The organism is Nonomuraea sp. NPDC047529, from assembly GCF_040642995.1.
GTDB lineage: Bacteria > Actinomycetota > Actinomycetes > Streptosporangiales > Streptosporangiaceae > Nonomuraea.
This window is the reverse complement of the sequence record NZ_JBEYTJ010000001.1, coordinates 556,940-569,683: the sequence shown is the minus strand read 5'-3', so window position 1 is coordinate 569,683 and position 12,744 is coordinate 556,940. Positions and strand designations below refer to the sequence as shown.

The 12,744-nt window shown below is 68.5% G+C and carries 11 protein-coding genes and 1 tRNA gene; 10 read left to right on the top strand and 2 right to left on the bottom strand.

Going from position 1 to position 12,744, the window contains the following annotated elements; translation table 11 throughout:
* The first annotated feature begins 149 nt into the window (after positions 1–149).
* From dnaN to ABZ815_RS02945, 8 genes are all read left to right on the top strand, one after another.
* On the top strand, positions 150–1,289 hold the full coding sequence (dnaN, locus tag ABZ815_RS02980; RefSeq protein WP_357693304.1) for a DNA polymerase III subunit beta: 1,140 nt from the start codon (positions 150–152) through the stop codon (positions 1,287–1,289).
* Between the two features lie 49 nt (positions 1,290–1,338).
* The gene (gene gnd / locus ABZ815_RS02975) at positions 1,339–2,280 is read left to right on the top strand and encodes a phosphogluconate dehydrogenase (NAD(+)-dependent, decarboxylating) (protein ID WP_357693303.1); all 942 of its coding nucleotides are present in this window, start codon (positions 1,339–1,341) and stop codon (positions 2,278–2,280) included.
* A 90-nt stretch (positions 2,281–2,370) separates the two neighbouring features.
* Positions 2,371–3,603 (top strand): DNA replication/repair protein RecF, encoded by a 1,233-nt coding sequence (gene recF / locus ABZ815_RS02970; protein ID WP_357693301.1) that lies wholly within the window; start codon positions 2,371–2,373, stop codon positions 3,601–3,603.
* On the top strand, positions 3,593–4,093 hold the full coding sequence (locus ABZ815_RS02965) for a DciA family protein (protein ID WP_352324557.1): 501 nt from the start codon (positions 3,593–3,595) through the stop codon (positions 4,091–4,093). Before recF ends, ABZ815_RS02965 begins: the two co-directional genes overlap by 11 nt.
* 302 nt (positions 4,094–4,395) lie before the next feature.
* Positions 4,396–6,339 (top strand): DNA topoisomerase (ATP-hydrolyzing) subunit B, encoded by a 1,944-nt coding sequence (gene gyrB / locus ABZ815_RS02960; RefSeq protein WP_357693299.1) that lies wholly within the window; start codon positions 4,396–4,398, stop codon positions 6,337–6,339.
* Between the two features lie 15 nt (positions 6,340–6,354).
* Complete coding sequence (gene gyrA / locus ABZ815_RS02955; RefSeq protein WP_357693297.1) at positions 6,355–8,853, top strand: DNA gyrase subunit A; 2,499 nt, start codon at positions 6,355–6,357, stop codon at positions 8,851–8,853.
* 3 nt (positions 8,854–8,856) lie between these two features.
* Positions 8,857–9,507 (top strand): DUF3566 domain-containing protein, encoded by a 651-nt coding sequence (locus ABZ815_RS02950; RefSeq protein WP_357693295.1) that lies wholly within the window; start codon positions 8,857–8,859, stop codon positions 9,505–9,507.
* Between the two features lie 133 nt (positions 9,508–9,640).
* Positions 9,641–9,714: transfer RNA gene (locus ABZ815_RS02945), tRNA-Ile, on the top strand.
* A 540-nt stretch (positions 9,715–10,254) separates the two neighbouring features.
* Here the strand turns inward: ABZ815_RS02945 and ABZ815_RS02940 are convergent.
* Positions 10,255–11,544 (bottom strand): DUF11 domain-containing protein, encoded by a 1,290-nt coding sequence (locus ABZ815_RS02940; protein ID WP_357693293.1) that lies wholly within the window; start codon positions 11,542–11,544, stop codon positions 10,255–10,257.
* A gap of 219 nt (positions 11,545–11,763) precedes the next feature.
* Between ABZ815_RS02940 and ABZ815_RS02935 the strand changes: the two genes are divergently transcribed.
* Together ABZ815_RS02935 and ABZ815_RS02930 are read left to right on the top strand one after the other, a co-directional pair.
* Positions 11,764–11,964 (top strand): hypothetical protein, encoded by a 201-nt coding sequence (locus ABZ815_RS02935; RefSeq protein ID WP_357693291.1) that lies wholly within the window; start codon positions 11,764–11,766, stop codon positions 11,962–11,964.
* Positions 11,965–11,967: 3 nt separating this feature from the next.
* On the top strand, positions 11,968–12,282 hold the full coding sequence (locus tag ABZ815_RS02930) for a hypothetical protein (RefSeq protein WP_357693289.1): 315 nt from the start codon (positions 11,968–11,970) through the stop codon (positions 12,280–12,282).
* A gap of 16 nt (positions 12,283–12,298) precedes the next feature.
* Here ABZ815_RS02930 and ABZ815_RS02925 read toward each other — a convergent pair whose 3' ends face one another.
* Positions 12,299–12,670 carry a DUF4267 domain-containing protein gene (locus tag ABZ815_RS02925; protein WP_357693287.1) on the bottom strand — a complete coding sequence of 124 codons (372 nt, stop codon included), beginning with the start codon at positions 12,668–12,670 and terminating at the stop codon, positions 12,299–12,301.
* Between the last annotated feature and the right edge of the window lie 74 nt (positions 12,671–12,744).

The window sequence follows — 12,744 nt, the reverse complement described above, 5'->3', positions numbered from 1 at the left end:
CAGTTGTCCACAGTTCCCACAGCCCCTAGTGTGATGACCTCTTATCTCTCTTACTAAGAAAATCAAAGACCCATAGAGGGGTTCTCCCCGAACCGAGGTGCGGGAGAGTGAACACTTGAATCAACGACGAACCCAGGAGGCTGATCACCGTGATGTTCCGAATCGAGCGAGACGTCCTCGCTGAGGCGGTGGCATGGACGGCACGCAGCCTCCCGGCGCGCCCGTCGGTGCCCGTACTCGCCGGCATGCGGCTGGAGGTGACGGAGGGACAGCAGCTCAAGCTGTCGGGGTTCGACTACGAGGTCTCCGCCGAGGTCACGCTCGAACTCCAGACCGGTGAGGCGGGCGTCGTCCTGGTCTCGGGCAAGCTGCTCGCCGAGATCACCCGCGCGCTTCCCGCACAGCCTGTGGACTTCGTGGTGGAAGGCGCCAAGGCCGTCGTCACGTGTGGCAGCGCGCGCTTCACACTGCTGACCATGCCTGTGGAGGACTACCCGTCGCTCCCGGCCATGCCGCCGGCCGCCGGACGGGTGGGCAGTGACGTGTTCGCCTCGGCCGTCGGCCAGGTCGCCGTCGCGGCGGGCAGGGACGACACGCTGCCGATGCTCACGGGCGTGCGCATGGAGATCGAGGGCGACACCGTCACCCTGGCCGCCACCGACCGCTATCGGCTGGCCGTGCGCGAGCTCAAGTGGCAGCCGGGCCAGCCCGACTTCGCCGCCATCGCGATGATCCCGGGCAAGACGCTCGCCGACACCGCCAAGGCACTCGGCACCACCGGCGCCGAGGTGGAGATCGCGCTCAGCTCGGCCGGCGGCACCGGCGAGGGCATGATCGGCTTCTCCAGCGCGGGCCGGCGCACGACGACCCGGCTGCTCGACCCCGAGTTCCCCAAGTACCGCTCGCTGCTGCCGACGGAGTTCTCCGCGCGCGCCGACCTGTCCACAGGCCCGTTCGTCGAGGCGGTCAAGCGCGTGGCCCTGGTCGCCGAGCGCAACACCCCCGTCCGCCTGGCGTTCAGGAGCGGCGAGGTCGTGCTGGAGGCCGGCAGCGGCGACGAGGCGCAGGCCGTCGAGGCACTGCCTGTGGACTACGAGGGCGAGGAGATGAACATCGCCTTCAACCACCAGTTCCTGCTTGAGGGGCTGGGGGCCATAGACTCCGACATCGCACGCCTGCAGATGACGACCTCGACCAAGCCCGCCATCCTCACCGGGGGCAAGCCTGTGGACGAAGGCGCAGGTACGGACTACCGTTATCTGATCATGCCCATCCGCCTGTCGGGCTGATCCCGTCATCGGGGATGATGGAAGCCTGACAAGGGGGTAGAGGAGCGTCATGCAGATCGGCATGGTGGGACTGGGCAAGATGGGCGGCAACATGGCCGAGCGGCTGCGCCGCGGCGGCCATGAGGTGGTCGGTTACGACCGCGACCCTGGCATCAGCGACGTGGCCAGCCTGAAGGAGCTGGTCGAACGGCTGTCCGCGCCGCGCGCGGTCTGGGTCATGGTTCCCGCGGGCAGGCCCACCCAGCAGACGGTCGATGAGCTCGGCGAGCTGCTCGACGAGGGCGACATCGTCGTCGACGGCGGCAATTCACACTATGTGGACGACCAGAAGCACGCCGCCGAGCTGCGCGAGAAGGGCATCGGCTTCGTCGACTGCGGCGTGAGCGGCGGCGTGTGGGGGCTGCAGAACGGCTACGCCCTCATGTGCGGCGGCGAGCAGGCCGACGTCGACCGGCTCATGCCGATCTTCGAGACGCTCAAGCCCGAGGGCGAGGACGGCTTCGTCCACGCCGGTGACGTCGGTGCCGGCCACTTCGCGAAGATGGTCCACAACGGCATCGAGTACGGCATGATGCAGGCCTTCGCCGAGGGCTGGGAGCTTCTGGAGGCGTCCGACGTCGTCAAGGACGTCAGGGGCTCCTTCAGCAGCTGGCGCACCGGCACCGTCATCCGTTCGTGGCTGCTCGACCTGATGGTCCGGGCGCTCGACGACGACGAGCACCTCGACGAGCTCCGCGGTTACGCACAGGACTCCGGCGAGGGCCGGTGGACGGTCCAGGCGGCCGTCGACCACGCCGTGCCGCTGCCGGTGATCACCGCCGCCCTCTACGCGCGGTTCGCCTCGCGCCAGGACGACTCCCCCGCGATGAAGGTCGTCGCCGCGCTGCGCAACCAGTTCGGCGGCCACGCGATCACCTCGACCGAGGGCAGCACCGGCAAGGGCGCCGACTCGCCCGGCGCCGACGTGACCCCGCCGCGCGAAGCCGAGTAGTCCACAGGCGGCCAGGGGAAGCCCGGGGTTTTCCACAGGACGGCACGCCGGTGACGCGGGCGGCCCCCGCGGCGCACTAACCTTCGTGGGGTGCATGTCGCCCACCTCTCGCTGACCGACTTCAGGTCCTACGCGTCCGTGGAGCTCGGTCTGGAACCGGGCGTCACGGCTCTCGTGGGGCCCAACGGCCAGGGCAAGACCAACCTGGTCGAGGCCCTCGGCTATGTCGCGACGCACTCCAGCCACCGGGTGGCCAACGACGCGCCGCTGGTGCGTCAGGGTGCCGCGCGGGCCATCGTGCGGTGCGCCGTCCACAGGGACGATCGGCGGGCGCTGATCGAGCTGGAGATCAACCCGGGCAAGGCCAACCGGGCGCGGCTCAACCGCTCCCCCGTGTCCAGGCCGCGCGACGTCATCGGCCTGCTGCGCACGGTGCTGTTCGCGCCGGAGGACCTGGCGCTGTCCAAGGGCGACCCTTCCGAGCGCCGCCGTTTCCTCGACGACCTGCTGGTGGCCAGGGCCCCCAGGTTCGCCGGGGTCCGGGCCGACTACGACCGGGTGCTGAAGCAGCGCGGCGCCCTGCTGCGCACGGCCGCGCAGGCCCGCAGAGGCAGCAGGAGCGCCCGGCGGGCCGAGAGCGACACCGCGTTCGCCGCCGCGGGCGCCGGCGACGTGCTGAGCACTCTGGAGGTGTGGGACGCCCACCTCGCCCGGCACGGCGCGGAGCTGTTGCAGGCGCGGCTCGAACTGATCGAGGCGCTGCGCCCGCTGGTCGCCGGGGCCTACTCCGCGCTGGCCCCCACGAGCGCCCCCGCGACGCTGGCCTACCGCAGCACGTTGTCCACAGGTGGGGACGGCGCGGAGGACGAAGTCGCCGGTGAGCGGGGATCTCCCGATGCGCAGACGTTATCCACAGACTTGGGGAAAACCCTTGAACAGCAGCTCCGCGACCGGCTGTTGGAGGTCCGCCAGGCCGAGCTGGAACGGGGGGTCACACTCGTCGGCCCACACCGCGACGACCTGATCCTGGGCCTCGGCGACCTGCCCGCCCGCGGCTACGCCAGCCACGGCGAGTCGTGGTCGTTCGCGCTGGCGCTGCGCCTGGCCGCCTACGACCTGTTGCGGGCCGACGGCGGCGACCCGGTGCTGATCCTCGACGACGTGTTCGCCGAGCTGGACAGCCACCGCAGGCGCAGGCTGGCTGAGATCGTCGCGCCGGCCGAACAGGTGCTGATCACCGCCGCCGTGCCCGACGACGTGCCGAAGGAGCTGGCGGGAGCCCGTTTCGACGTCGCTGAGGGGAGCGTGGCCCGTGTCCGATGAGCAGCACAACGCGGCGGCCAGGGGGGCCGCCATGGCGAGGGAGAAGCTGGCGCAGGCCAAGGCCGACGCGGCCAAGCGCGGGCAGCTCCCGCGCCGCGAGCCCAGGCGGAAGGCCGGCCCGCGCCGGGAGGCCGGCGATCCGCAGCTCTTCGGCCGGGCCATCGCCGACCTGCTGGCCGACCGGGGCTGGGAGCGGTCGGCGGCCGTCGGCGCGGTGTTCGGCCGGTGGAAGGAGATCGTCGGCCCCGACCTGGCCGCCCACACCCGGCCGGAGTCGTTCGACGAGGGCGAGGTGCTCATCGCGGCCGATTCCACGGCATGGGCGACGCAGGTCAGACTGCTCGCGCGCACCCTCATCCGCAGGCTGAACGAAGAGCTGGGTGACGGATCGGTGACAAAGGTCAAGGTCAGGGGGCCGCAGAACGCGCCCCGGCCCACAGGGGGATTGCGGGTGACCGGAAGCAGGGGGCCCGGCGACACCTATGGTTAGGCGCCGGGGGCGATCAGACAGCCGCAGACGCGATAAGCCCCCTTTCCGAAGGGGGGATGCTTGAGTGGGGGGCAAAACGAGCTAGGGCGCATCACAGGCGCGTGTATTGCCACCACGGGCTCCGGGAAGCGGTAGAATGAAAAAGGATTCCGGACACGTCCGCTTGCGTGTCACCCCGGCAGCAAGCCGACTCCCCCGGGTGACCGCGCATCGGGGCACTCACGACGGTGACGGGCACGGCAGGGGCAGCATCAGGTTGATGGCCTCCCCCGCCGCGTGTCCGCGGCAGGAGGATTTCGCAGTTGTCCTACGACGCTAGCTCAATCACCGTACTCGAAGGACTTGAGGCGGTTCGCAAACGCCCGGGTATGTATATCGGCTCGACCGGTGAGCGCGGCCTGCACCACCTCGTCTACGAGATCGTGGACAACGCGGTGGACGAGGCGCTGGCGGGTTTCGCCTCCAGGATCGACATCACTCTGCTGGCCGACGGCGGCGTGCGCGTGATCGACAACGGCCGCGGCATCCCCACGGGCATCCACCCCGTGGAGAAGCGCTCGGCCGTCGAGGTCGTGCTGACCACGCTCCACGCGGGCGGCAAGTTCGACAGCCAGTCCTACGCGGTCTCCGGCGGCCTCCACGGCGTCGGCTCGGCCGTCGTCAACGCGCTGTCCACCGCCATGGACGTCGAGGTCAAGCAGAACGGCCACTTCTGGCGGCAGCGCTACGAGCACTCCAAGCCCACCGCGCCGCTGGCCCAGGGCGAGGAGACCGACGAGACCGGCACGACGATCACGTTCTGGCCCGATCCCGACGTCTTCGAGACCACCACCTGGAACTACGAGACGCTCTCGCGCCGGTTCCAGGAGACGGCCTTCCTCAACAAGGGCCTGACGATCACGTTCACCGACGAGCGGCCCGACCACGTCAACGGCGAGCCCCTGACGGTCGAATACCACTACGAGGGCGGCCTGGCCGACTTCGTCAAGCACCTCAACGCCAAGAAGGAGGCGGCGCACGCGTCGATCATCTCCTTCGAGGAGGAGGGCGACGGCATCGCGGTCGACATCGCCATGCAGTGGAACAACTCCTACTCGGAGTCGGTCTACACGTTCGCCAACATGATCAACACGGCTGAGGGCGGCACCCACGAGGAGGGCTTCCGCGCGGCGCTGACGACCATCGTCAACCGCTACGCGCGCGAGCAGAAGTTCCTCAAGGAGGGCAAGGACGACAACCTCTCCGGCGAGGACGTCCGCGAGGGCCTGACGGCGATCATCTCGGTCAAGCTGTCCGACCCGCAGTTCGAGGGCCAGACCAAGACCAAGCTGGGCAACACCGAGGCCAAGTCGTTCGTGCAGAAGGCCTGCAACGACCATCTGCGCGACTGGTTCGAGCGCAACCCCGGCGAGGCCAAGGACGTCATCAACAAGTCGCTGCAGGCCAGCCGCGCCCGCATAGCGGCTCGCCAGGCCCGCGACCTGACCAGGCGCAAGTCGCTGCTGGAGTCCGGCAGCGGCCTTCCCGGCAAGCTGGCCGACTGCCAGTGGAACGACCCGGAGAAGTGCGAGCTGTTCATCGTCGAGGGCGACTCGGCCGGCGGCTCCGCCAAGGGCGGCCGCGACTCGCGCTTCCAGGCGATCCTGCCCATCCGCGGCAAGATCCTCAACGTGGAGAAGGCGCGGATCGACAAGGTCCTGAAGAACAACGAGGTCCAGGCGCTCATCACCGCTCTGGGCACCGGCGTGCACGACGAGTTCGACATCGCCAAGCTGCGTTACCACAAGGTGATCCTGATGGCCGACGCCGACGTCGACGGCCAGCACATCAACACCCTGCTGCTGACGCTGCTGTTCAGGTTCATGCGGCCGCTGATCGAGGCCGGGCACGTCTACCTGTCGTGCCCGCCGCTCTACAAGATCAAGTGGGACCGGAAGGGCGAGGACGCCTCCTACGCCTACTCCGACGCCGAGCGCGACGCGGTCATCAACGACGGCATCGCGCAGGGCAAGGCAGACCCGCGCCCGCGTGACAACGTCCAGCGCTTCAAGGGCCTCGGCGAGATGAACGCCGGCCAGCTCTGGGAGACCACCATGAACCCGGCGACGCGACTGCTGCGCCTGGTCACGCTCGACGACGCGGCCCAGGCCGACGACCTGTTCAGCGTGCTCATGGGCGAGGACGTCGAGGCGCGGCGTGACTTCATCATCCGCAACGCGCGCGACGTTCGCTTCCTCGACGTTTAAGAAGGACCTGAACCTGTGACGGACGTGAACACCACTCCCCCGGCTGAGCGCATCGAGCCGGTGGACATCCAGTCGGAGATGCAGCGCAGCTACATGGACTACGCGATGTCCGTCATCGTGTCCAGGGCGCTGCCTGACGTGCGCGACGGTCTCAAGCCGGTGCACCGGCGGGTGCTCTACGCGATGTACGACGGTGGCTACCGTCCCGACCGCGGCTACTTCAAGTGCGCCCGCGTCGTCGGTGACGTGATGGGCACCTACCACCCGCACGGCGACACCTCGATCTACGACGCGCTGGTCCGCCTGGCCCAGCCGTGGTCGCTGCGCTACCCCCTGGTCGACGGGCAGGGCAACTTCGGCTCGCCGGGCAACGACCCGGCGGCCGCGATGCGGTACACCGAGTGCAAGCTCGCGCCCATCGCCATGGAGATGCTGCGCGACATCGACAAGGACACCGTCGACTTCCGCCCCAACTACGACGGCAAGTCGCAGGAGCCCGACGTCCTGCCGGCGCGGTTCCCGCAGCTGCTGGTCAACGGTTCGGGCGGCATCGCGGTCGGCATGGCGACCAACATCCCGCCGCACAACCTGCGCGAGGTCTCGGCCGCGGTCCGGTGGTACCTGGAGAACCCGCAGGCCGACGACGAGGAGCTGCTGGAAGCCTCGATCAGGCTGGTCAAGGGGCCCGACTTCCCGACCAGGGCGCTGATCGTCGGGCGCCGGGGCATCGAGGACGCGTACCGCACCGGGCGCGGCTCGATCACCATGCGCGCGGTGGTCGAGGTCGAGGAGGACAAGGGGCGGCAGGCGCTCGTCGTCACCGAGCTGCCGTACCAGGTCAACCCGGACAACCTGGCGCTGAAGATCGCGGAGCTGGTGCGTGAGGGCAAGCTCACGGGCATCGCCGACGTCCGCGACGAGAGCTCCTCGCGGGTCGGCCAGCGTCTGGTGATCGTGCTCAAGCGCGACGCGGTCGCCAAGGTCGTGCTGAACAACCTGTACAAGCACACCCAGCTCCAGGACACCTTCGGCGCCAACATGCTGGCGCTGGTCGACGGCGTGCCGCGCACGCTGCGGCTCGACCAGTTCATCCGCCACTACGTGGCCCACCAGGTCGAGGTCATCGTCCGCAGGACGCGTTACCTGCTGCGCAAGGCCGAGGAGCGCGCGCACATCCTGCGCGGGCTGCTGAAGGCCCTTGAGCGGCTCGACGACGTCATCGCCCTCATCCGGGCCTCGGAGTCGGCCTCGCACGCCCAGCAGGGCCTCATGGGGCTCCTGGAGATCGACGAGGTCCAGGCTCAGGCCATCCTGGACATGCAGCTGCGCAAGCTGGCCGCCCTGGAGCGGCAGTCCATCCAGGACGAGTACGACTCCCTGATGGCCCAGATCGCTGAGTACAACTCGATCCTGGCCAGCGAGGCCCGCCAGCGCGAGATCATCGGCGACGAGCTGGCCGAGGTCGTCAACCGCTTCGGCGACGAGCGCAAGACCGAGATCATCGCCTACGACGGCGACATGTCGATCGAAGACCTCATCGCCGAGGAGGAGATCGTCGTCACGATCACCCGCGGCGGCTACGCCAAGCGCACCCGTACCGACCTCTACCGGGCGCAGAAGCGGGGCGGCAAGGGTGTGCGCGGCGCCCAGCTGCGCCAGGACGACATCGTCGACCACTTCTTCGTCACCACCACGCACCACTGGCTGCTGTTCTTCACGAACAAGGGCCGGGTGTACCGGGTCAAGGCGTACGAGCTGCCTGATGCCGGGCGTGACGCCCGTGGCATGCATCTCGCGAACCTTTTGGCCATGCAGCCCGACGAAACAGTCATGGAAGTTCTCGACCTCCGCGACTACGACGTCGCCCCCTACCTGGTGCTGGCCACGCGCAGCGGCCTGGTGAAGAAGACGCGCCTGTCCGAGTACGACTCCCCCAGGTCGGGCGGTCTGATCGCGATCAACCTGCGCGAGGACGACGAGGTCATCGGCGCCCGCCTGGTCTCCGAGACCGACGATCTGCTGCTCGTCTCCAAGGGCGCGCAGTCGATCAGGTTCACCGCCTCCGACGAGGCGCTGCGGCCCATGGGCCGCGCGACCAGCGGCGTCATCGGCATGAGGTTCCTCGAAGGAGACGAACTTCTCGCCATGAATCGCATGGCCGACGGTCAAGACGTGCTTATCGCCACGAAGGCTGGGTACGCAAAACGGACGCCAGTGGAGCAGTATCCAGTTCAAGGACGTGGCGGTAGGGGCGTGCTGACTGCGAAGATCGTGAGTTCCCGTGGCAAGCTGGTCGGAGCCGTCATGGTCAACCCAGAGGACGAGGTCTTCGCGATCACGTCCGCCGGCGGGGTGATCCGGACGAGTGCCGGCGAGATCAAGCAGTCCGGCCGCCAGACCATGGGAGTGCGATTGATGAACCTCGCCGAAGGCGACAGCGTGGTTGCCCTCGCCCGGAACGCGGAGTCGATGGAGACTCCGGTGGAGAATGAGGAAGACGGGGGAGGAGAGTAAATCATGAGCGCCCAGGGTGGCACCGCCAGAGCCCAGGCGGCGTCGGGTAACGGACAGCAGCCGAAGAAGTCCAACGAGCCGGAAATCTTCAATTCGGTCGACGGCGAGCAGGACAAGACGCCCAGGCCGGGCGCCGCTGCTCAGCCTCGTTCCAAGGACGAGCCGCAGGCGGAGGGCAACGAGACGGTGCGCCTCCGTCCGTCGCTCACCTCAGAGGCGCCTCCGGCCGTCGAGATGCCCAAGAAGAAGTCGTCGAACAACGCGGGGTCCAGGCTTCCCCGCAAGGCACACCTGGTGCTGCGCCGCATCGAGCCGTGGTCGGCCATGAAGTTCAGCTTCGTGGTGTCCCTGGTCTGCTTCGTGGTGCTCTTCGTGGCAGTCGCCGTCCTTTACGGCGTGCTGTCGGCTCTGGGAGTGTTCGACTCGCTCGTCGACCTGGTCAACCAGCTCGGCAAGGGCGAGCAGGGACAGAGCTCGATCCCGATCAACATCGCCTCGTGGTTCGAGCCGGTGCGGATCCTCGGCTACACCGCCCTGATCGGCGCCGTGAACGTGGTGCTGATCACCGCTCTGTCCACGCTGGGCGCGGTCATCTACAACATCGCGTCCGACCTGGTCGGGGGCGTTGAGGTGACGTTCAGCGAGGCCGAATAGCAGGTTCGGGCGGGGGCTCGTGCCGTACCGGGATGGTTGGTACGGCACGAGCAGCCCGTCGGACACGGTAAGCTTTTCTCGTCCGAACAACCGGTTCGCCTCCATCAGGCGAATGCGATACGGTTCGGTGTGCGGGGCTATAGCTCAGACGGTTAGAGCGCTTCCCTGATAAGGAAGAGGTCCCAGGTTCAAGTCCTGGTAGCCCCACAGTGCTTCCTCCATTCAAAGGCCGTTTCCCGGAGATCGGGAAACGGCCTTTTGATTGTTCGCCATCAATCTGTCATCAGGAACGTCTGTCATCAGGTGACAGGGGTCAATCCACATCGACATCAGCCGAATTTCCGGGCAAGGTTGAAATGATGACCGGTTGAACGACTTCATCAAGGAACAGAGCGGATGAACTCCGCGAGCGTGGAGTTTGATCGCTCGACCGGCGACCGGCGACCGCCCGTCCTGCCCTCGCGCGGAGTCTGGTCGGTCCCATCCAGCGGGATGAACTCCCTCCTGCCCTGCTCGGGGCGAACCGTCCGTAGTCCGCCGCTTGATCGTCGGACAGGAACTCGACTGTCATTAACCGTCATCGACATGGATTGACGCGTCGGTATCGCTGATTTCTGCGGAGTTCCTCCTCGCCCCGACGGTGACGGCGTCCCGAACGCCGGGGCTGCACATGATGGCCTGAGTGCACGATGGAATACCCCAAGGGGGCCTCAGGCCACGCCTGGACCCCCTTGGGACGTGGGTCAGTTACCAGGGTCGTGGTTTGTGTGGTGATTTGTGGAAGACCTTCACGATGGTGCTGTCGGTACATTTCATGAGGGCTTCGGACGATTTGCAGTGCCAGGAGACCATGTTGCGCAGGAAACCGGGCCTGTCGGCGATCACCGTGTAGGTGATCGTGGCCGTCTGCCCCGGGCTCAGATCGCCGGTCCAGACCAGGGTGTCGCCGGAGCGCTGGACGGTTCCCGTCGTGGCTCGGATCGGTCCCGTGAGTGAGCCGTTGTCGAGCACGTCGGTCAGGTCGTCGGTGACGGTGGCGTTGAGGAAGGTCCTGTCGCAGGTGTTGGTGACGCGGATGCGATAGTGCACCTGGTCGCCGACGGAGACCTTGGTCCGGTCGGCGGTCTTGTCCACCCGCAGTTTCTCTTTGGGACACGGCTCCGGCGCGGGCGGGACGCCGCACGACTCGGTGTCGTAGGAGAGGGTGACCTCGCCGTTGCCCTCGCGGACGCCGGTGTTGTAGGTGACTCCGGCGGGACCGAGGCTCGACCCTCCGCCACCGCCGCCACCGTACAGGGTGCTGCTGGAGGAGGAGCCGCCGGCGCCGCCGCCTTGCGCGCCACCACCGCCGCCGCCGCCCGTGCCCATGTGCGGGTCGGCGAGGTTGACGGCGCCGTTCCCGCCGGTGCGTCCTTGAGCGTCCCCGCCGGGAAGGCCGGGAAGATCGAAGTCAGCCACGGGCTGCCCGCCGGGGCCGCCTGCGCCGCCGTTGCCGCCCGAGGAGCCGCCGGCGCCGGCGCCGGGCTGGTTCGGAGTGGCGCCGTTGGTGCCGTTCTGGCCGCCGTCGCCGCCTTGGCCATCCGTTCCACCGGCGAAGCTGCCCGCGCCTCCGCCACCGCCGCCGGCGATGACGAGCGGCTGCGTGCCGAGGGTGATCGTCGTCGCGCCGCCCCCGCCACCGCCGTTGGTGCCGTTGCCGGGCCTGAGGTCCTCCTGGTACCCGCCGGGCCGGCCGCCTCCGCCGTAGCCCCCTGCCGCGGGTTCGCCGGTGTCGAGGTTCCCGCCTGTGCCCGCGCCGCCGACGTCGATCGTCAGCTCGTCTCCCGGATTGACCCGTACGGTGCCGCTGACCTCACCGCCTCGCCCGCCGGGAGATCCGTAGACGGCGGTGCCGCCCGCGGCGCCGAAGGCGTCCACGATCAGCTCGCACACTCCTTCTGGGACTGTGAATGTCTGCGGAGCTCCGGTGTAGCCGAATGTCTGGCTGCCTTGCGCCGCCTGCGCGACGGTCGGCGCGAGTGCCAGCGCCGTGGTCATTGTGGCTCCCGCTACCCATGGCAGCCACTTAGGGTTAGTGAATATCACGGTTAGTAACTTTAAGTTCAGCCCGGTCACGATCTTTCCGGCTCAAGGCAACGAGCCGCCCCATGTCGTCACACCTCAACGCATCCCGACCTGCACACCACCCGCTGGGCGCGACCTGTACCGGTTACGCCACGCCGCATCGCCGGGCTGAGCGCGCTGGAGGTCAACTACGTGGTGCGGGAGCTCGGCTGGTCGGGCCTGGCCACCGGCCTGGTGTTCGGGGTGAGCATGGCCGGCGGGCCGGCGGCCGGGGCGATCGCGGGGCCGCTCACCGACCGGTACGGCATGCCGCGCGTGCTGCTCGGGGCCGCCTTCGCGTACCCGTTGTGCAGCGGGTCGATCGGGCTGGTGGGGCCGGGGGTGGCGGGGTAGGTCGTGGTGGGCGTCTCGTGGACGTTGCTGATCATCGTCACGCTCGTCTTCCAGAGCACCCAGCGCAGTCTGCGGCAGCTCCTGACGCCCAAGGAGATGCAGGGCCGGCTGGCGGCCACGTCCCGCTGGCTCACCTGGGCGGCCACGCCGGTCGGCGCGGTCCTCGCGGGAGCGCTGGCCGGCGGGATCGGCATGCGCGGGACGCTTGTCGTGTTCTCGGCCGGGATGCTGGCTGGTCCGGTGGTCATGTGGTGCTCGCCGCTGCGCACGTCCCGGCGGGAGATCGAGCGGGACGTACGGACGGCGACGGCGGGGTAGCTCCGGGATCGCCGGGTCACACGGCGAAGAGCAGGGCGGCGCTCACGAGGACGGCGACGGCGGTCGCGAAGTGCACGCCGAACGCGACCGCCTTGGTGCCCCCGTTGCGGAGCACGATCAGGGTGTCGCCCAGGGGCAGCAGCGCGACGATCAGCATGTACCAGGCCTCCGCCTGGGCGCCGGCGAAGGCCAGCAGGGCCAGGCCGAGCAGCCCGTACGCGCCGTCGCGCAGGCCCTTGATGGTCAGGTAGGCGCTGTCACCGTCCTGCTTGGCGGGGACGCCGTAGCCGGCGGCGGCGGCGCGCGGGACGAACAGGAAGCGAGCGCCGATCAACAGGACCATCAGGTTGAGGACGATGGCGAGGCCGTAGGCAATGGTGGTGAGCATGTCCGTCTCCAGAAAGCTAGCGGTGCTAGGAACGAGGATGACGCTAGCAGAACGATGACAGATGCGCTAGCGGT

Excerpts from the sequence above, each read along its gene's own strand:
- gnd (WP_357693303.1), top strand. The coding sequence starts at position 1,339 with ATGCAGATCGGCATGGTGGGACTGGGCAAGATGGGCGGCAACATGGCC.
- ABZ815_RS02950 (WP_357693295.1), top strand. The coding sequence starts at position 8,857 with ATGAGCGCCCAGGGTGGCACCGCCAGAGCCCAGGCGGCGTCGGGTAAC.
- ABZ815_RS02940 (WP_357693293.1), bottom strand. The coding sequence starts at position 11,544 with ATGACCACGGCGCTGGCACTCGCGCCGACCGTCGCGCAGGCGGCGCAA.
- ABZ815_RS02925 (WP_357693287.1), bottom strand. The coding sequence starts at position 12,670 with ATGCTCACCACCATTGCCTACGGCCTCGCCATCGTCCTCAACCTGATG.